This window comes from Streptomyces sp. NPDC007189, from assembly GCF_040703635.1.
Lineage (GTDB): Bacteria > Actinomycetota > Actinomycetes > Streptomycetales > Streptomycetaceae > Streptomyces.
Genome location: NZ_JBEYEY010000013.1, coordinates 165,865 through 184,497 on the forward strand (window position 1 = coordinate 165,865; position 18,633 = coordinate 184,497).

Below are 18,633 nucleotides of genomic sequence, written 5' to 3' on the forward strand. Positions count from 1 at the left end.
GCCCGATGCGCGCCGCGAAGGGCGCAGACTAGCGTTTCGGGTGTGCTGAACACTCCCTCTTCCACCGCCCTCGCCGCTTCCGGGCATGCTGAGGGGGTGAGCAACGACGAGTTCCGGGCCGCGATGTCCCGACTGGCCGCCGGGGTGGTCCTGGTGACCGCCCAGGAGCCGCCGCTGGACCCGGACGACCCGGACGCGCCGGGCATGGAGGACGTCGGCATGACCGCCACCGCCTTCATGTCCGTCTCCCTCGATCCGCCGCTGGTCCTGGTGAGCCTGCGCACGGGCGCCCGCATGGACGACCTGCTCGACGAGCAGCCCCTGTGGGCGGTGTCGGTCCTCGCCGGGAGCCAGCGGCACATCGCGGGCCGCTTCGCCATGAAGGGCCGCATCAGCGACCGTCTGCTCTTCGAGGACATCCCCTACGTCCGTGGCGAGGTCACCGGCGCCCCGCTGGTGGGCGGGGCGCTGGCCACGCTGGAGTGCCGCACCGAGCAGCGGGTGACGGCCGGCGACCACACCCTGGTCATCGGCCGCGTCCTGACCGCGCGGGTACCGAGCGCGGAGGGCGGCCCGCTGCTGTATTTCCGGGGCCGCTACCGGCAGTTGGGCTGAGCCCCGCGCCCGCCGGCCCGGGCGGCCGCGCTACACCGGCTCGACGGTCAGCCCGGCCAGCTCCTCCGGGTCCGTCACGGCGTCGATGGACGTGATGCGGTCAGCGACGAAGGTGAACGTCAGCACCCGCTCCAGGCGGCCCTGCGCGTACACCACCAGGCCCGTCGCGCCGTCGACCAGCGCCGGCTGCGCCACCCGCGTCACGTGCGCGTAGCGCTGCGCGCCGGCGGCGACCTGCGCCGCACCGACGGTCACACCGGTATCGCCGCGCGCCACCACGTCCGGGTCGAGGACCTCCAGCAGCCCGTCGAAGTCGCCCTCGCGCGCGGCCGCCAGGAAGGCGTCGACCACCTCCCGCTGCCGTACCAGATCGGTCCTGGGCGCGTCCGCGCCCCGCACCCGGCGCCGCGCCCGGCTGGCCAGCTGCCGCGCCGCGGACGGGCTGCGCCCGAGCACGCCGGCGATCTCCTCGAACGGCACCCCGAACAGGTCGTGCAGCACGAACGCCAGCCGCTCGGCCGGCGAGAGCGTGTCCAGGACGACCAGGAGCGCCAGCCCGACCGAGTCCGCGAGCACGGCGTCCTGCGCCGGGTCCAGCCCGGCGGAGGCGCCCGGGCGCCAGGTGTCCAACGGCTCCTCGCCCCGTGAACGGCGGGAGCGGAGCATGTCGAGGCAGACCCGTCCGACGACGGTCGTCAGCCAGCCGCCGAGGTTGCCGACCTCGCTCGTGTCGCTCCGGCTCAGCCGGAACCACGCCTCCTGCACCGCGTCCTCGGCCTCCGCGGCCGAGCCCAGCATCCGGTAGGCGACGCCCCGCAGATGCGCCCGGTACGCCTCGAACCGCTCGGCGAGAAACGCGTCGTCACGGTCCTGCTGCTCGTGGTCACTCATCGGGCTGCCCGGCCTCTTCCGTCCGTCGTCGTGGGTCTTCCACCTCACTGACGAACCGCGGAGCACGGATGTGACGCCGGAGGTGCCTTCGGCGGTGACGGGCACACCCTGAAGGGCACGCCCGCCCGGGGCTCACCCCCAGTCGTGGCCCGACCGGCCCCGCTTCGTCTCCGAGCGCTGCTTCTTCTCCCGCAGCCGGCGTTCGTTGATGCCGCGCGGGATGCGGGTGGGTCTGCGCGGCTTCGGCGGGGGCGCGCTGGCCTCCGCGAGAAGGGCCGCGAGGCGTACGGCTGCGGCCTCGCGGTTGCGCCACTGCGAGCGGTGCTCGGAGGCGCGTACGGACACCACGCCGTCGACGAGCCGGCCCGCGAGCCGCTTGAGCGCCCGCTCCTTCCACACCGGGGGCAGCGCCTCGGTGCCGGCGAGGTCGAAGCGCAGCTCCACGGCCGAGTCACTGGTGTTGACGTGCTGTCCGCCGGGGCCGGACGACCTGGAGAAACGCCACATCAGCTCGGCCTCGGGAAGCGAGACGGAGCCGCGGATGACGTAAGGACCGGACATGCGTCCCATGTTCCCGGTCCCGCCCGGTCCGCGTCACCTGGATTTCCCGGCCGCGTCCTCCCACCCGGCGGGAAGGACGCTCGGTAAAAAAGGTAAAGGGATCCGGAACCGCGGGGACCCCCCTCGACGTTCTTCGTGGTGACGGTAGCTTCAACGGCACTGCACCACACATATCCAAGGGAAGGGACTCCCAACATGGCTGTAAGCCTGTCCAAGGGCGGCAACGTCTCGCTCACCAAGGAGGCTCCGGGCCTGACCGCCGTCACCGTGGGCCTCGGCTGGGACGTCCGCACCACCACCGGCACGGACTTCGACCTGGACGCCTCCGCCATCGCGGTGAACCCCCAGGGCAAGGTCTACTCGGACGCGCACTTCGTCTTCTTCAACAACAAGCAGACCCCGGACAACACCATCGTCCACACCGGCGACAACCGCACGGGCGAGGGCGCGGGCGACGACGAGGCGATCAACGTCAACCTGGCCGCGCTCCCGGCCGACATCGACAAGGTCGTCTTCCCGGTCTCCATCTACGACGCCGAGAACCGCGGCCAGAACTTCGGCCAGGTCCGCAACGCCTACATCCGCATCGTCAACCAGGCCGGCGGCGCCGAGATCGCCCGCTACGACCTCTCCGAGGACGCCGCCACCGAGACGGCCATGGTCTTCGGCGAGCTGTACCGCAACGGCGCGGAGTGGAAGTTCCGCGCGGTGGGCCAGGGTTACGCCTCGGGCCTGGTCGGCATCGCCCAGGACTTCGGCGTCAACGTCTGACGGACACCGGACACCGGACGCTGCGCCGGGCCTCGGCCGCTTGTCCGGGGCCGGGGTCTGGGAGGAGCGAGGCACTGCGCCGGCCGGAGCCTGTGGTGATGAGCGGCGGCCCTCGGCTGCGGTGGGCCGCGACCGCTGCGGTGGGCCGCGACCGGAGGCCTCCCGGCCGGCAATGCGGTTCCCGGCGGCGGAAAACCGGGAGTGGGCGGTGCCTCGTCGGGGATAGCGTGCCCGCGTGATCCTGGAACCCCTGCCCGCCGACCGGGAGTTGCCGCCCGCGCTGCTGGCCGAGCTGACCGCGCTCTACGCCTCCAACCGTGAGTTCCACCGGCTCAGCGGCGACTTTCCCGACCCGGACGGCATACGCCCCGAGCAGGTCGCGACCGCACTGGCCGGGGACCTGGCCGTGCCGGGCGCCGAGGTGCTGCTCGCCCGCACGGAGGACGGACGCCTCGTCGGCCTCGCCTGCACGCTCGCCCACCACCCCGACCCCGCCGACCCGGATCCGTGGATCGGGCTGCTGATGGTGGACGCGGCCGAGCACGGCAAGGGCCACGGCCGGGCCGTCGCCGGGCTCGTCGAGGACCGCTTCCGCGCGCAGGGCCACCGCAGCGCCGTACGGCTCGCCGTGCTCGAGAACAACCCCAAGGCCCTCGCCTTCTGGACCTCCGTCGGCTACGAGGTCATCGGCCACCGCCCCGACCGCGCCCTCGGCCGCCCCTGCGCCGTGCTGCGCAAGGTGCTGGGCGACCCGCAGCGCACGCCGCGGAAGGCCGCCCGGACCGCCGTGGTGGCCCCGGACGGCGCGGTGCTTCTGCTCCGGTACGACAACGTGGAGGTCGGCGTCCACTGGGCGCTGCCCGGCGGCGGCCTGGAGCCCGGCGAGTCCCCGCGCGAGGCGGCCCTGCGGGAGCTGGCCGAGGAGACCGGCTGGACGGACCTGGAGCCGGGCCCGCTGCTGTGCACCTGGGAACACGACTTCACCCACTCGGGCACGCGCGTCCGCCAGCACGAGCACGTGTACGTCACCCGCGGTCCGCGCCGGGACCCGGCCGGCCCCCGGCTCGCCGCCGCGCACGCCGCCGACGGCATCCTCACCTGGCGCTGGTGGACCCGGCGGGAACTGGCCGAGCAGGCCGAACCGGTGTGGCCGCCGGGCCTCGCCGGGCTGCTGCACGCGTGGGAGGGCTGAGCGGGCGGTGGAGTGGACGACACTGGCCGCCACGGGACTCGGCGCCGTCGTCGGGGTCGGCTCGACGCTGCTCGCCGACCGGGTGCGGTGGCGGCGCGAGACCGGTGAGCGGGACCGGCGCGAGCGGCGGGACCTGTACGTCACCTGCCTGACCAGGTACCGGCTGGCCTACGAGGACATGCACACGGCCGCCCTGGCTCACCGGGACGGCCCCGCCGGCCGCCGGGACGCCGCCGTACGGGACGCCTTCCGCGGCTCGGGCTGCGACGAGGTCCGGGAGACCGTGCTGCTGTGCGCCCCGGAGGAGACGACGGCCGTCATGGAGGACGTGTACACCACCCTGCGCGGGCTGCTGGAGGTGTACGCGGCGGGCGATCCGGCGCCGGACACACCGGAGTTCCAGGAGCACCGGCTCCGGCACGCGCAGGCCGTCTGGACGGCCCGCGCCGCGATGCGCGCCGCCCTGGAGCGGGACGCCTAGAAGACACCGCTCCCGTCACGGACGGGCCGGCTTGCCGTCCCCGTACAGCCAGTCCTTCCAGATCTCGCTGAAGTCCTGGTGCGGGGCCTTCTTCTGCACGTACGCCGTGAAGTCCGCGGTGCTCGCGCTGCCGTGGCGGTGGGCGGCGGCCCAGCCCTGGATGATGGCGTAGAAGGTGTCGTCGCCGACCTTCTCCCGGATCTTCTGCAGGACCATCGCGCCACGCTGGTAGACGGGGCCGTCGGAGATGTGCGCGGCGCTCGACGGCTTCGCGGGCGGGAAGGCCCAGACGGTCCTGTCCTTCCCGTTGTAGTAGTCCATGAAGGTCTGCCGGCAGCTTTCGCCGCCGTGGTCCTCCCACCACAGCCACTCCGCGTAGGTGGCGAAGCCCTCGTTGAGCCACATGTCCTGCCAGGACTTGGGGGTGACCGAGTCGCCGTACCACTGGTGGGCGAGTTCGTGCACGAGGGTGCCGGTGTCCGGGGCGCCGGGGAAGACGGGCCGGTTCTGGGTCTCCAGGGCGTACCCGGAGTCGTCGGGGCGGTCGACGATCGCGCCGGTGGAGGAGAAGGGGTACGGGCCGAAGTTGGTCTCCTCCCACTTGATGACCGCGGGGAGCTGCGCGAGCACCTTCTCGCTCGCCTTGGCCTGGGTGGGGTCGACGGCGGTGAGGATCGGCAGCCCGTGCGGGCCGGTGCCGCGGGTGAGGCCGAAGCGGCCGACGGCGACGGTGGCGAGGTAGGTCGCCATGGGCTGGGCGACGTGCCAGTGGAACGCCGTACGGCCGCCCCGGGTGGACTGGCCCGCCAACTCGCCGTTGGACACGGCCTGCAGGCCTTCGGGGACGGTGACCGTGATGTCGTAGGACGCCTTGTCGAAGGGGTGGTCGTCGCTCGGGAACCAGGCCATGGAGCCGACGGGTTCGCCGAGGCCGAGGGCGCCGTCGGCGGTGGGCAGCCAGCCCTCCTTCGAGCCGTCGGGGTCGGTGAGGGTGTGCGGGATGCCCGAGTAGCGGACGGTGGTGCTGAAGGTCTCCCCCTTGCGGAGGTCGTCGTGCGGGCGGACGGTGAGTTCCTGGCCGGCCCGGTTGAAGCGGGCCTTCCTGCCCTCCACGGTGACCGCGTCGACGTGCAGCCCGGCGAGGTCCAGGTCGAAGGCGGACAGGTCCTGGGTGGCGCGGGCGGTGATGACGGCCGTACCGGTGAGACGGCGGGTGCCGGGGGTGTAGTCGAGGGCGAGGTCGTAGTGCCCGACGTCGTAGCCGCCGTTGCCGGCCTTCGGGAAGTAGGGGTCGCGTACGCCGGATCCGCCGGGGGTGCCGTGCACACCGCCGTCGCACGCGGTGGCGGTGAGGGCGAGGAGCGCCACGACGGCCGGGACAAGGCGCACGGATCTGGACATGTCAGTGATCTTAAGTGCCGCGGTTGCGGTGCTCCTCGGGTCCGGTCCTCGGGTCCGGGGCTGCCGCTCGGGCGTGACACCATCTGTGACGTGCTCGACATCGGCTACGCCCTCTCCAACCGGTTCCCGGACCCCCCGCAGACCGACTACCGCCGCGCGGACGTCCACGCGCTGCGGCACGACCTGTTCTGCGGTGACGTGTATCTCGCGGACACCGAGACGGACCGGGAGCTGTCCACAGCCTGGGGATGGGTGCCGGTGCTGGACTTCGCGTGGGCGCTGTGCGACATCGTGGAGCGTCTGGACCGGGATCCGATGGGCTCCCGCGCCGCCCGGCCGCAGCGGGCGGAGCTGGACTTCACCGAGTCCACCGACCGGATGCTGTTCGAGCGCCGCTTCGGCTGGGTGGACATCGCCGCCGACTGGGCGCCGGCCGAGGAGTCCCCGCTGACCTTCGCCCACGCCGAACTGCGCCGCGAGGCCCGCGACTTCCTGCATGACCTGATCGCCGACCTGACCGACCTCCACGAGGACCTGGCGGAGAACCCGGCCATCTGGACCCTCCAGGCCCGCTTCCCCAGGATGCCCTGAGCCTGGAGGCTCTTTGAACCCCGGATGCCCTGAATCCCGGACGCCCTGAGCCCGGACGCCCTGAAACCCGGATGCCCTGGGCCCGGACGCGCTGAGTTTCGGATGCCCTGAAACCCGGACGCCCTGAGCCTGGAGGCCCTCTGAGCCCCGGATGCCCTGAGCCCGAAGTCCCTGGCCCGGACGCGCTGAACCCGGACGCCCTGAGCCCGGACGCGCTGAGCCCGGAGTCCCTGGCCCGGACGCCCTGAACCCGGACGCCCTGAACCCGGACGCCCTGAGCCCGGACGCCCTGAGCGCCAGGGGCCCGAGCCCCGGCTGCCCCCGGGACCCCGCGGCCCCGGAACCCGGCAGCCCGGGACCCGGCCCCAGGGGCCCGGACAAGCCGCCCCCCTACTCCACCCGAATCCCCATCTCCGCCGCCAACACCGGTGCCAGATCCAGCAGTTGCGCGGTGCTGATCACCGCTCCCGACAGCCGGTCCAGGCCTCGTACGATCTCCAGCGGCGCGGCCCCGCGCAGGTCCACGTCCTTCAGGGTCGCGCTGCCGAAGTCGGCCTCTCTCAGCGCGCAGTCGACGAACTCCACCCGCTCCAGGGTGGCGCCCGCGAAGTCCGGCTCGACCAGCACGCAGGACTCGAAGACGACGTCCTTCAGGCGGGCCTCGCGCAGATTCAGGTAGTCGATCTTGCCGCCGCGGACCACGACCCGCTCCAGGACCGCGCCGTGCAACTGCGCGCCGCCCAGCCGGGCGTCGATCAGCTCGACGTCCCGGAACGTGGACTCGGCGAGATGCGTGCCCACCCCGCGCAGCCCGCTCAGCACCGAGTCCAGCACTCTGGCCCGGCCCAGCGCCGTACCGTCCACCAGGCAGCCCGTCAGCGCGCAGTCCATGAAGCGGGCGCCCACGCCGTCCTGCCCCGTCAGGTCGGCGTCCTGGAACTCCAGCGCGTCATAGTCCCCGTCCGGCGCCAACGCGCCGCCGGACCACGGCCCCAGCGGCGGCAGCCGCAGCTCCGGCCGGCGCGCGCCCTTCACCCCTGCCCGGCCCGCCGCACGGCCGTCCGTCGCTCTCCTCGCCATGCACCCCATGCTGCACCCCGCCACTGACAATCCCCCTGACCTGGGCAGACCCGGGTGATGTCACATTCCGGCCGGGCGAAACGTCGTATGCGTGAAGCGAGGTGACCGACCGAGGGGGGAGCCCGACCCATGCACCGCAGCACCCATCCGCGCTTGACCTCAAGCGCACTTGAGGTCGGAGGGTGGGCGCGATGAGCCGGTCGTCCGCCAGGGGGTTCGCCATGCACGCCGTCCGTCTGTACGCCTTCGGGCCCGCCGAGAACCTGACCTACGAGCAGGTCGAGGACCCGGTCCCCGGCCCGGGCCAGGTGCGCATCGCGGTCGCCGCGGCCGGGGTGCACCTGCTCGACGCCGCACTGCGCGCCGGCCACCGGGGCCCGTTGCCCGAGCCGCCCGCCCTGCCGACCGTGCCCGGCCGGGAGGTCGCCGGAGTGGTGGACGCGCTCGGCGACGGCGCCGACGAGCTGTGGCTCGGCAGGCGGGTCGTCGCCCACCTCGGCTTCGCGCCCGGCGGGTACGCCGAACGCGCCGTCGCCTCCGTCGACCGGGTGCACGAGATCCCGGCGAACCTGGACTTCGCCGCGGCCGTCGCCATGATCGGCACGGGCCGTACGGCACTGGGCATCGTGCGGTGCGCCGAGCCGGGACCGGGCGACGTGGTGGTCGTACCGGCCGCCGCCGGAGGCATCGGCTCCCTGCTCGTGCAGTACGCCAGGAACGCCGGCGCCACCGTGATCGGGCTCGCGGGCGGCCCCGCCAAGACCGCCCGCGTCCGGGCGAACGGCGCCGACCTCGCCGTCGACTACACCGACGGCTCCTGGCCCGCGAAGGTCCGCGCCCACCTCGGAGGCAGGCCGGCCACGCTCGTCTACGACGGCGTCGGCGGCGAGGCGGCCCGGCAGGCCGTCGACCTGCTCGGACCCGGCGGGCGGCACCTGGTCTTCGGCTGGTCCGCCGAAGGGATCGGCGAGGGCCGGGGCTACGCCGTCGAGGGCGTGTCGGAGTCCGTCCTCGGCCCGGAGATGCTCCGCAGGGCCGGCGGCCTGCGCGCGCTCGAACTGCGCGCACTCGCCGAGGCCGCCCACGGCCGGCTGCGTCCGGCCGTCACCCGCTTCCCGCTCGCGGAGGCGGCCGCCGCGCACCGCGCGCTCGAGAACCGCGGCACGATCGGAAAGGTGGTACTGGAACCATGACGAACAAGCCGATAAGCGACAAGTATCTGACAGATAACAGTGGATCGGATCAACGCGACAAACGTGACGACCGGGGTGCACTACGCCCCGATTCGTGGTCTTCTGGCCAGATGAGTACCGGCCGAACGGGTGAGTCCGGCATCCCCGCACACGCCGCCGGACACACCCCCGAGGGAACGGATCCGCACCGCTGGTGGGCCCTGGTCGTCATCGCGCTCGCCCAGCTGATGGTCGTCCTCGACGCGACCATCGTGAACATCGCCCTCCCCTCCGCCCAGCACGCCCTGCACATGTCCGACGGCAACCGGCAGTGGGTGATCACCGCCTACACCCTCGCCTTCGGCGGCCTGCTGCTGCTCGGCGGCCGCATCGCCGACCTCGTCGGACGCAAACGCACCTTCGTCTTCGGGCTCATCGGCTTCGCCGTCGCCTCCGCCATCGGCGGCGCCGCCACCGGCTCCGGCATGCTCTTCGGCGCCCGCGCCCTGCAGGGCGTCTTCGCCGCCGTCCTCGCGCCGTCCGCGCTCTCCCTGCTGACCACGACCTTCACCGACCCGCGCGAACGCGGCAAGGCCTTCGGCATCTACGGCGCCCTCGCCGGCAGCGGATCGGCGATCGGCTTCATCGTCGGCGGACTGCTCACCGAGTACCTGAACTGGCGCTGGTGCCTCTACGTCAACGTGCCCATCGCCGTCCTCGCCGTCGTCGGCGCCTTCGCCCTGCTCCACGACCGCCCCGGCCACCACGAGGCCCGCCTCGACGCCCCCGGCGCCGTGCTCGGCTGCGGCGGCCTGGTGTCCATCGTCTACGGCTTCAGCGAGGCGCAGCCGCGCGGCTGGAGCGATCCCCTGGTGCTCGCCCTCTTCGCCGCCGGCGTCGCCCTGCTCGCCGCGTTCGTGTGGTGGCAGAACCGCACCCCGAGCCCCCTGCTGCCGCTGCACATCCTGAAGGACCGCAACCGCGCCGGCTGCTTCCTGACCATGATGCTCGCGACGATCGGCATGTTCGGCCTGTTCCTGTTCATGACCTACTACCTCCAGGTCATCCTCGGCTACTCCCCGGTCAGGACCGGTCTCGCCTACCTGCCGCTGACCGCCGCGATCATCACCGGCTCCACCCAGATCTCCGCCCGGCTGCTGCACCACGTGGCCCCGCGCACGCTCATGGCGCCCGGCATGGCCCTCGCCGCGGGCGGCATGCTGCTCCTCACCCGCATGACGGTCCACTCCTCCTACACCACCGAGATCCTGCCCGCGCTGATCCTGATGGGCCTCGGCATGGGCCTGACCTTCATGCCGGTGTTCGCCACCGCCACCACGGGCGTCGCCCCGCGCGACTCCGGCGTGACCTCCGCGACCGTCAACACCTCGCAGCAGGTGGGCGGTTCCATCGGTACGGCGCTGCTCAACACCATCGCCACCACCAGCAGCACCGCCTACATCACCGCCCATCTGCACAGCCCCGCCCAGAAGGCCACGGTGATCCCGGCGGGCGTGGTGCACGGCTACACGGTCGCGATCGGCTGGGCGGCCGCCGTGATGCTGCTGGCCGGCCTGGTCGCCGCGTTCATGGTGACGGCCAGGGCGCCGAAGCACGGCACGGCCGCGAAGCCGCCGGTGGCGGAGTCAGTGGGCTGAGCCCAGCGCGGCGAGCGCCCCGTCCGTCAGCCGGTACACCGTCCACTCGTCCTGCGGACGGGCGCCCAGCGCCTCGTAGAAGCCGATCGCGGGCCGGTTCCAGTCCAGCACCGCCCACTCCAGCCGCCCGTACCCGCGCTCCACGCAGATCCGCGCCAGCTCGGTCAGCAGCGCCCGCCCGTGCCCGCCGCCGCGCGCGGCCGGGCGGACGTACAGGTCCTCCAGGTAGATGCCGTGCACGCCCCGCCAGGTCGAGAAGTTCAGGAACCACAGCGCGAACCCGACCGGCTCACCGCTCGCGTCGTCCACCGCCATGTGCGCGAACGCCGCCGGCCGCGCGCCGAACAGCGCCTCGGCGAGCTGCTCCTCGCTCGCCTTCGCCTCCTCCAGGGCCTTCTCGTACTCGGCCAGCTCACGGATCATGGCGTGGATGGCGGGGACGTCGTCGACAGTCGCGGCACGGATCATGCGGGGAGGCTAACCCGGGCCGCCCCGGCCCGTCAGCGCCGTCCGCCACCCGGTCGGCCGCGGCCCGTCAGCGCCGCCCCGCCACCCGGTCGGCGCGGCCCTTCAGTGCCGCCCCGCCACCCGGTCCGCCGCCTTCGCCAGCCGGGACGACTCCGTGCCCGGCCGGAGCCGTTCCCGCTGGTCGGCCGCGCGATAGGTGGCGTACATGCCGTGCACGCCCAGCCAGCGGAAGGGCTCCGGCTCCCACTTGCGGACCTTGTGGTTCACCCAGGGCAGGTCGGTCAGCTCGGTCCGGCCGCCCTGGCCGGAGTCCCGCTGGACCAGGTCGCGCAGGGTGCGGGCGGCCAGGTTGGCGGTGGCGACGCCGGAGCCGACGTAGCCGCCGGCCCAGCCCAGCCCGGTGGAGCGGTCGAGGGTCACCGTGGCGCACCAGTCGCGCGGCACACCCAGCACGCCCGACCAGGCGTGCGCCACCCGGACACCGGCCAGCGAGGGGAAGAAGCGGGTCAGGATCTCGTGCAGGGCCTCGATCGTCGCCGTCTGCGTGCGGCCGTCGTTGTCGGTGCGGGATCCGAAGCGGTACGGCACGCCCCGGCCGCCGAGCGCGATCCGGCCGTCGGCGGTGCGCTGGGCGTACATGTAGGCGTGCGCCATGTCGCCGAGGGTCTCGCGGCCGTCCCAGCCGATGGACGCCCACTGCTCCTCGGTCAGCGGCTCGGTGGCGATCATCGAGGAGTTCATGGGCAGCCAGGTCCGCCTCTGGCCCTTCAGGGAGGCTGTGAAGCCCTCCGTGCAGCGCAGGACGTAGGGGGCGCGGACGGTGCCGTAGGGGGTGACGGCGTGCTGGGGGCGGATCTCCGTCACCGGGGTGGACTCGTGGAGGGTGACGCCGAGGGCCTCCACGGCCGCCGCCAGGCCCTTGACCAGCTTGGCGGGGTGGAGGCGGGCGCCGTGCGGGGTCCAGCTGGAGCCGACTGCGTCCGCGACCCGGATCCGCTCGGCGGTCTCCCGGGCGCCGTACAGCTCCCGGTCCTTCTCGCCGTACGACAGCTCGTGCTCGTGGAAGGCCTTCAGGCGGGCCAACTGGGCCGGAGTGGTGGCCACTTCGAGGACGCCGCCCTTGTGCACGTCGGCGTCGATGCCCTCGGCCTCGGTGACGGCGACGACTTCGGCGACCGTGTCGTTCATCGCCTTCTGCAGCCGTACGGCGGCCTCGCGGCCGTGCAGCCGGGCGTAGCGGTCGCGGCCCGCGATGCCGTTGTAGAGCCAGCCGCCGTTGCGACCGGAGGCGCCGTAGCCGCAGAACTTCTGCTCCAGGACGGTGATGCGCAGGAAGGGGGCGGCCTTCTTCAGGTAGTACGCCGTCCACAGGCCGGTGTAGCCGCCGCCGACGATCACGACGTCGGCGGTCGTGTCCCCGGACAGCGGCTCGCGCACCGCCGGAAGTCCGTCGTCCGCGTACCAGAAGGAGATCCCGCCGTTGACGGCGCCGCTTGCCGAGCTGCTCATGGCCGGGACGTTAACCCCTGAGAGCGTCCAGTGTCTCCTTCGGATTCCATGCTTTTCCGCGGCCTTTCGTCAGCGGACAGCAGGCGAGGCCGATCAGCACGGAGACGAAGTGGCCGAGTTCGGTGAAGGTGCGGCCCTCGGCCAGGGGCAGCGCGAAGACGACCAGGATCACCAGCAGATACACGTAGCGCCAGGGGGTCGCGATCCGGTAGGTGAGGACGCCGACGACACCGGCCAGAGCGTAACTGACGCCGATGTCCAGGGTGTTGACCGCCGAGTGCGGGGCCATGCCGTCCCGGATCGCCTTCAGCAGCGCGCCCTCGCTGATCAGTGTGGCCAGGATGTGCGCGCAGGCGCACACGCCGAGCCAGCGGGCGGTGCCGAGCCAGCGCTCGGCGGGCGCGTGGAACACCGTGTACAGCACGACGTACGGCAGCCAGCGCCCGCTGTCGATCCACATCGCGCTGGAAATGAGCACCCGCACCGGGTTGTGGGACAGCTCGTGGATGTTGGTGGACCGCTGCCGCAGGAAGTGCTGCTCGAACTCCGGTGACATCTGGTGCAGCGCGACGGTCGTCACGAACAGCACCAGCAGCCACACATAGGTGCCCGGGGCACTGCGGATGTACGCCCATACGCCGCCGACGTCCCGGTTGATTCCCATGAGCCGATTCACGCACGCCAGTATCGTCCGGTCCGTGATCGACATTCCCGGCGAGCTGGCCGAAGCCCAGGAGACGTACAACGGCGCGGCGGGGCGGGCGTTCATCGCCGGGCTGCCGGATCTCGCGGCCGCCTTCCTGGACCGCTGGCGGCTGCGGCTCGACGGGCCGTCGATGAACGGCGTGAGCGCGCTGGTCCTGCCGGTCGTCCGCGCCGACGGCACACCCGCCGTCCTCAAACTGCAGCTGCCGGACGAGGAGAGCGAGGGGGAACCGGTCGCGCTGCGGGTGTGGGACGGCGACGGCGCGGTACGGCTCCTCGACCACGATCCGGCGACGGGCACCATGCTGCTGGAGCGCCTCGACGCCTCGCGGATGCTGTCCGCCGTGGCCGACACCCGTGAGGCGGTGGTGGTCATCGCGCGGCTGCTGGCGCATCTGACGTCGTTTCCGGCGCCGCCGGGGATGCGCCGGCTCGGTGACATCGCCGGGGCCATGCTGGAGCGGACGCCGTGGGCGCTGGAGCGCATTCCCGACCCGGTGGCCCGCCGCACGGTCGCCGACTGCGCGGCCGCCGTGCGCGAGGTCGCCGGAGAGCCCGGCCACCGGCTGCTGCACTGGGACCTGCACTTCGAGAACGTGCTGGCCGCCGACCGCGCCGACTGGCTGGCCATCGACCCCAAGCCGCTCGCGGGCGACCCCGGGTTCGAGATGTGGCCGGCCCTGGACAACCGGTTCGAGGCGGCCGAGGTACGGCGCCGGTTCGACGCGATGACCGAGGTCCTCGGCCTGGACCGGGACCGGGCGCTGGCGTGGACGCTGGGCCGGATGCTGCAGAACGCCCTGTGGGACGTGAAGGACGGCCGGCCGATCGAGGAACGCCGGCTCGAACTGGTACGCCGCCTCCGCACCGGATCCTGATCAAGCCCCGGCCTGCGGAGGCTCCCGGACCAGCGGCGTTTTCGCGGGCGGGCGCTACAGGCGGACGACGACCAGAGCGATGTCGTCGTGTCCGCCGCTGCTGACGCCCAGGCGGGACAGCAGCACGTCGGCCAGGTGGTCGGGGCTGAGCCGCGCGTGGTCGGCGAGGGTGGCGGTGAGCCGGTTCAGGCCCGCGTCGATGTCCTCGTCACGGCGTTCGACGAGCCCGTCGGTGTAGAGGACCAGGGTGTCGCCGGGCGCGTAGGCGACGGCGGCCTGGGGGCGCGGGACGTGGAGCGGACGGGCGCCCAGCGGCGGGTCCGTGGCCTGGTCGAGCAGGATGAAGGTGCCGTCGGGGTGGACCAGGACGGGCGGCAGGTGGCCGGCGCTGCTGTAGGTGATGTGCCGGCCGCGCGGGGAGACGACCGCCTTGATGGCGGTGGTGGCCAGGGCCCCTTCGACCGAACGGGCGTACAGGCCCAGCACCTCCATGGCCCTGGCCGGCTCACACAGGGCGCGGACGGCGGCGGACAGGGCGCTGCGCAGCATGCCCATGGCGGCGGCCGCCTCCAGGCCGTGGCCGACCACGTCGCCCACCGCGACGCCGTAGGTGTCGTCGGGCAGGTTCACCACGTCGTACCAGTCGCCGCACACGTTGAGCCCCTTGGCCGCGGGCAGGTAACGCACCGCGATGTTCGGGTGCTGGGCCAGGTCCGGTGACTGCATCATCGCCTCCTGGAGGGTCACGGCGACCTTCCGTTCCCGGGCGTGGGCCAGCCGCAGCTGCTCGTTCATGATCTGCAGCTCGCGGGCGCGCGCGTACAGCTCGGCCTCCATGGCCTCGCGCTCGCTCAGCGCCTGGCCCGGCCGCGTGTGGGCGGCGTTGGACAGCACGAAGTCGGTGACGTCCTCGACCCGGAGGATGATCCAGGCCACCTCGCCGCCGGGCCCGAGCACGGGGGTGTTGACCGGGGACCACCAGCGCTCCTGGAACTCCCCGGGGTGGCCGGGCACGGGGATGTCGTACTTCTGCACCGCCATGGTGTCCGGCTCCTTCGAGCGCAGCACCCGGTGCAGGGAGGCGTTGAGGTTCCGTGCCCCGTCGGCGTGCGGATCGGCCGGATTGTCCGGGAACGCGTCGAAGAGGTAGAGCCCGATCAGGTCCTCGATCATGCACCCGGTCGCGCGGCAGTAGGCCGCGTTCACGTCGAGGATCTCGAGATCGGGGCCCACGACCAGGTACGGGCTGGGAGTGGCGGCGAACAGCGCGCGGTAGTCGATCGGCGGCGTAGTCACAGGCGCTCTCCCGTCCCTCTGGCGGTGCCCCCCTCTCCGGTGTCCCACCATGCGGGAGTGATCACCACACGAGACACGCCGAGACAGCCGCCCACAAGGGCGGCCCCGGACGAGGAGTCCGGGGCCGAGAGAGCGTCCACCTGGGAGAACCCCAGGTCGGACCGGTTTTCCAGAGCCCCCTGTCGGATTCGAACCGACGACCTTCGCTTTACAAGAGCGGTGCTCTGGCCAGCTGAGCTAAGGAGGCGTGCACCGGGGTGCTCGTGCAGTGTACCCAGGTCCGCGGCGGGGGCCGTCGGGAATTTCCCCGAAGTTCACAGGGATCCAGGTACTGACAGATCGCGTGAACGCCAGGTACCGTCCTGAGCCAGTTCACCCGTGTGGACTACACCAACCACCTTCCTACAACGGATCGTCCGGCACGTTCCTGCCGGTAGAAGGGGGCCCATTCACCATGGCCACAGTCACGTTCGACAAGGCGACCCGGATCTACCCGGGTTCCACCAAGCCCGCCGTCGACGCGCTCGACATCGCGATCGAGGACGGCGAGTTCCTCGTCCTGGTCGGCCCGTCGGGTTGCGGAAAGTCCACCTCGCTGCGGATGCTCGCGGGCCTGGAGGACGTCAACGCCGGCGCCATCCGCATCGGTGACCGCGACGTCACGCACCTGCCGCCCAAGGACCGGGACATCGCCATGGTGTTCCAGAACTACGCCCTCTACCCGCACATGTCGGTCGCCGACAACATGGGCTTCGCGCTCAAGATCGCCGGCGTCAACAAGGCGGAGATCCGGCAGAAGGTCGAGGAGGCCGCGAAGATCCTCGACCTCACCGAGTACCTGGACCGCAAGCCGAAGGCGCTCTCCGGCGGTCAGCGCCAGCGTGTCGCCATGGGCCGCGCCATCGTCCGTGAGCCGCAGGTGTTCCTCATGGACGAGCCGCTGTCCAACCTGGACGCCAAGCTCCGCGTCTCCACCCGTACGCAGATCGCCTCGCTGCAGCGCCGCCTCGGCATCACCACCGTCTACGTCACCCACGACCAGGTCGAGGCCATGACGATGGGCGACCGTGTGGCCGTGCTCAAGGACGGCCTCCTGCAGCAGGTCGACTCGCCGCGGAACATGTACGACAGGCCCGCGAACCTGTTCGTCGCCGGCTTCATCGGCTCCCCGGCGATGAACCTGGTCGAGGTCCCGATCACCGACGGCGGCGTGAAGTTCGGCAACAGCGTCGTCCCGGTCAACCGGGAGGCCCTGAAGACCGCCGCCGACAAGGGTGACCGCACGGTGACCGTGGGCGTCCGCCCCGAGCACTTCGACGTCGTCGAGCACAACGGCGGTGCGGCCGCGTCCCTCACGAAGGACAGCGCGGACGCGCCGGCCGGTCTCGCCGTGTCCGTGAACGTGGTCGAGGAGCTGGGCGCCGACGGCTACGTCTACGGCACCGCCGAGGTCGGCGGCGAGGTCAAGGACCTGGTCGTCCGTGTGAACGGCCGCCAGGTCCCGGAGAAGGGCTCCACGCTGCACGTCGTGCCGCGGCCGGGCGAGACCCACGTGTTCTCCACCTCCACCGGTGAGCGGCTGTCCGACTGACCGCGTTCACGCGACTGAGCTGCCGTTTCGCGGCGAGGTTGACGAAAAGGGGCCCCGCGGAGTGCCGCGGGGCCCCTTTCGCGTCGTCCGCGCGCTGGAAATACCCCGGCACAGCGATCAATTCGGGCGGGCGCGTCAACCCCTTACCCAGAAATCAGCGCCTCCTCATCCCCCGAAAGGGTGACTAAATGTCGCCAAATCATTACCCCGCGCTACCCTCACACGCGTGAAGCACTCCACCACCCCTCAGACGCGACGCGGCCACCGGGGCGGCCCTGCCCGCCGGATCGGCCGCACTCTCGCCCTCGTCCTGCCCGTCGTCCTGGTGCTCTCCGGGACCCTCGCGGTCACCCGGGTCAACTGGACGGGCAGCCCCTCCAGCTCGGTGCTGGCCGCCTCCGAGGTCTCCTCGGCGGAGGTCGCCACCAAGACGGTCTCCCAGGCCCCGCAGGACGTGCTCCGCGACCGCCTGATGAGCGAGCTGCAGGACCAGAACCCGGGCGTCGTCCTGACCCACCTCCAGCAGGCGGTCAACGGACACCCCTCGCTGGCCCGGCACTGCTCCGCCATCGCCCGCGCCCTGGGCCAGGCCGCGGTGCGCATCTACGGCGCCTCCCGCGCCCAGTCCTACGCCCGCCCGGTGTGCGACACGGCGTTCGCCTCCGGTGTACTCGCGGCACACACCTGACGGCCGCCGACGGCGCTCCTTCGGGTAACGGCGCCCCAAGGAGCGCGCCGTTGCGGGCCGGGCCCGGCGGGGCGCCGCGTACAGTGCGGTCATGACCCATCCCAACGCCGCGTCGCGCCCCACCCAGGCCGTGATCCTGGCCGGGGGCCAGGGCTCCCGGCTGCGTCCCTACACCGACGACCGGCCCAAGCCGATGGTCGAGATCCCCGGCACGGGCACCCCGATCATCGGCCACCAGCTGGCCTGGCTCGCCGAGGAAGGCGTGACGGACGTGGTGGTCTCCTGCGGCCACCTCGCCGAGGTCCTGCAGAAGTGGCTGGACTCCGCCGACCTGCCCGTCTCCGTCACCACCGTCGTGGAGACCGAGCCCCTCGGCCGCGGCGGCGGCCTCAAGTACGCCGCCGCGCATCTCCCCCGCCCCGACCGGCCGTGGTACGCCACCAACGGCGACATCTGGACCCGCTTCTCCCTGCGGGACATGGCCGACTTCCACACCGAGCGGGATGCCACGGCGACCCTGGCGCTCGCCCGGCCGCGCATCCCCTGGGGCGCGGTGAAGACCGACGGGTTCGGGCACATCACCGACTTCATCGAGGCTCCGCCGTCCACGTTCGAGATCAACGCGGGCGTGTACGTCTTCGCGCCGGAGTTCGCCTCGCTGCTGCCGGAGCGGGGGGACCACGAACGGACCACGTTCCCCGGACTGGCCCGGGAACGGAGGCTGTTCGGCTTCCCGATTCCGCAGGGCGCGTACTGGCGCGCCATCGACACGGCGAAGGACCTGACGGAGGCGGCCAAGGAGCTTGCCGCGCTGGGGCGGTAGCGGGGCGCGGGTGCCTGGTCGCCGGGCGAGGGTGCGTGCTCGCCGGGCGAGGGGTGCCTGGTCACGGGGCACGGGTGCGAGGTTGCCGACCGCGGTGCCTGGTCGCCGACCGCGGGTGCGAGGTCACCGGGCGCGGGTGCGAGGTTGCCGACCGCGGGGCTTGGTGCCGACCGCCGGTGCCTGGTCGCCGACCGCGGGGCCTGGTGCCGACCGCGGGTGCCTCGTCGCGGGGCACGGGTGCGAGGTCGCCAACCGCCGGTGC

At 72.6% G+C, this 18,633-nt stretch carries 19 protein-coding genes and 1 tRNA gene; 11 read left to right on the forward strand and 9 right to left on the reverse strand.

Features of this window, described 5'->3' with window-relative positions; translation table 11 throughout:
• Positions 1-42 precede the first annotated feature (42 nt).
• On the forward strand, positions 43-615 hold the full coding sequence (locus tag AB0950_RS25735; protein ID WP_360159995.1) for a flavin reductase family protein: 573 nt from the start codon (positions 43-45) through the stop codon (positions 613-615).
• Positions 616-645: 30 nt separating this feature from the next.
• Here the strand turns inward: AB0950_RS25735 and AB0950_RS25740 are convergent, their stop codons facing one another.
• Positions 646-1,506, reverse strand: coding sequence for a sigma-70 family RNA polymerase sigma factor (locus AB0950_RS25740; RefSeq protein ID WP_366779503.1), 861 nt, complete (start codon positions 1,504-1,506; stop codon positions 646-648).
• A gap of 132 nt (positions 1,507-1,638) precedes the next feature.
• Positions 1,639-2,076, reverse strand: a complete 438-nt coding sequence (gene arfB, locus AB0950_RS25745; RefSeq protein ID WP_360159997.1) for an alternative ribosome rescue aminoacyl-tRNA hydrolase ArfB — start codon at positions 2,074-2,076, stop codon at positions 1,639-1,641.
• Positions 2,077-2,262: 186 nt separating this feature from the next.
• Here arfB and AB0950_RS25750 point away from each other — a divergent pair, with 186 nt between their 5' ends.
• The 3 genes from AB0950_RS25750 (at position 2,263) to AB0950_RS25760 (ending at position 4,511) form a co-directional block, all read left to right on the forward strand.
• Complete coding sequence (locus tag AB0950_RS25750; RefSeq protein WP_360159998.1) at positions 2,263-2,838, forward strand: TerD family protein; 576 nt, start codon at positions 2,263-2,265, stop codon at positions 2,836-2,838.
• A 235-nt stretch (positions 2,839-3,073) separates the two neighbouring features.
• Complete coding sequence (locus AB0950_RS25755) at positions 3,074-4,030, forward strand: bifunctional GNAT family N-acetyltransferase/NUDIX hydrolase (protein WP_360159999.1); 957 nt, start codon at positions 3,074-3,076, stop codon at positions 4,028-4,030.
• 7 nt (positions 4,031-4,037) lie between these two features.
• Positions 4,038-4,511, forward strand: coding sequence for a hypothetical protein (locus AB0950_RS25760; RefSeq protein WP_360160000.1), 474 nt, complete (start codon positions 4,038-4,040; stop codon positions 4,509-4,511).
• A gap of 15 nt (positions 4,512-4,526) precedes the next feature.
• Here AB0950_RS25760 and AB0950_RS25765 read toward each other — a convergent pair whose 3' ends face one another.
• Positions 4,527-5,912, reverse strand: coding sequence for a M1 family metallopeptidase (locus AB0950_RS25765; protein WP_366779504.1), 1,386 nt, complete (start codon positions 5,910-5,912; stop codon positions 4,527-4,529).
• A 90-nt stretch (positions 5,913-6,002) separates the two neighbouring features.
• Between AB0950_RS25765 and AB0950_RS25770 the strand changes: the two genes are divergently transcribed.
• Positions 6,003-6,503: a hypothetical protein gene (locus tag AB0950_RS25770; RefSeq protein ID WP_366779505.1), complete on the forward strand. Its 501-nt coding sequence runs from the start codon at positions 6,003-6,005 to the stop codon at positions 6,501-6,503.
• Between the two features lie 390 nt (positions 6,504-6,893).
• Here AB0950_RS25770 and AB0950_RS25775 read toward each other — a convergent pair whose 3' ends face one another.
• Positions 6,894-7,583, reverse strand: coding sequence for a pentapeptide repeat-containing protein (locus AB0950_RS25775; protein WP_360575310.1), 690 nt, complete (start codon positions 7,581-7,583; stop codon positions 6,894-6,896).
• Positions 7,584-7,804: 221 nt separating this feature from the next.
• Between AB0950_RS25775 and AB0950_RS25780 the strand changes: the two genes are divergently transcribed.
• On the forward strand, positions 7,805-8,776 hold the full coding sequence (locus AB0950_RS25780) for a zinc-binding dehydrogenase (RefSeq protein ID WP_360160102.1): 972 nt from the start codon (positions 7,805-7,807) through the stop codon (positions 8,774-8,776).
• Positions 8,777-8,886: 110 nt separating this feature from the next.
• Positions 8,887-10,413, forward strand: a complete 1,527-nt coding sequence (locus AB0950_RS25785; protein ID WP_360160004.1) for an MFS transporter — start codon at positions 8,887-8,889, stop codon at positions 10,411-10,413.
• On the opposite strand, the gene AB0950_RS25790 is transcribed toward AB0950_RS25785, so the two are convergent.
• The 3 genes from AB0950_RS25790 to AB0950_RS25800 form a co-directional block, all read right to left on the reverse strand.
• Positions 10,402-10,881, reverse strand: a complete 480-nt coding sequence (locus AB0950_RS25790) for a GNAT family N-acetyltransferase (protein WP_366779506.1) — start codon at positions 10,879-10,881, stop codon at positions 10,402-10,404. The genes AB0950_RS25785 and AB0950_RS25790 overlap by 12 nt on opposite strands.
• A 102-nt stretch (positions 10,882-10,983) precedes the next feature.
• Positions 10,984-12,390, reverse strand: a complete 1,407-nt coding sequence (locus AB0950_RS25795) for an FAD-binding oxidoreductase (protein WP_360160006.1) — start codon at positions 12,388-12,390, stop codon at positions 10,984-10,986.
• A gap of 10 nt (positions 12,391-12,400) precedes the next feature.
• Positions 12,401-13,054, reverse strand: coding sequence for a rhomboid-like protein (locus AB0950_RS25800; protein WP_366779507.1), 654 nt, complete (start codon positions 13,052-13,054; stop codon positions 12,401-12,403).
• Between AB0950_RS25800 and AB0950_RS25805 the strand changes: the two genes are divergently transcribed.
• Complete coding sequence (locus AB0950_RS25805; protein WP_366779508.1) at positions 13,053-13,973, forward strand: aminoglycoside phosphotransferase family protein; 921 nt, start codon at positions 13,053-13,055, stop codon at positions 13,971-13,973. The genes AB0950_RS25800 and AB0950_RS25805 overlap by 2 nt on opposite strands.
• 54 nt (positions 13,974-14,027) lie before the next feature.
• On the opposite strand, the gene AB0950_RS25810 is transcribed toward AB0950_RS25805, so the two are convergent.
• Positions 14,028-15,320: a SpoIIE family protein phosphatase gene (locus AB0950_RS25810; protein WP_360575308.1), complete on the reverse strand. Its 1,293-nt coding sequence runs from the start codon at positions 15,318-15,320 to the stop codon at positions 14,028-14,030.
• 122 nt (positions 15,321-15,442) lie between these two features.
• Positions 15,443-15,516 (reverse strand) — tRNA-Thr (locus AB0950_RS25815).
• Between the two features lie 207 nt (positions 15,517-15,723).
• Between AB0950_RS25815 and ugpC the strand changes: the two genes are divergently transcribed.
• The 3 genes from ugpC to AB0950_RS25830 all read left to right on the forward strand — a co-directional run bounded on the left by ugpC (position 15,724) and on the right by AB0950_RS25830 (position 18,371).
• Complete coding sequence (gene ugpC / locus AB0950_RS25820; RefSeq protein WP_360160010.1) at positions 15,724-16,860, forward strand: sn-glycerol-3-phosphate ABC transporter ATP-binding protein UgpC; 1,137 nt, start codon at positions 15,724-15,726, stop codon at positions 16,858-16,860.
• 226 nt (positions 16,861-17,086) lie between these two features.
• Positions 17,087-17,548 (forward strand): hypothetical protein, encoded by a 462-nt coding sequence (locus AB0950_RS25825; protein ID WP_360575307.1) that lies wholly within the window; start codon positions 17,087-17,089, stop codon positions 17,546-17,548.
• Between the two features lie 91 nt (positions 17,549-17,639).
• Positions 17,640-18,371 (forward strand): nucleotidyltransferase family protein, encoded by a 732-nt coding sequence (locus AB0950_RS25830; protein WP_330339176.1) that lies wholly within the window; start codon positions 17,640-17,642, stop codon positions 18,369-18,371.
• Positions 18,372-18,633: the final 262 nt, after the last annotated feature.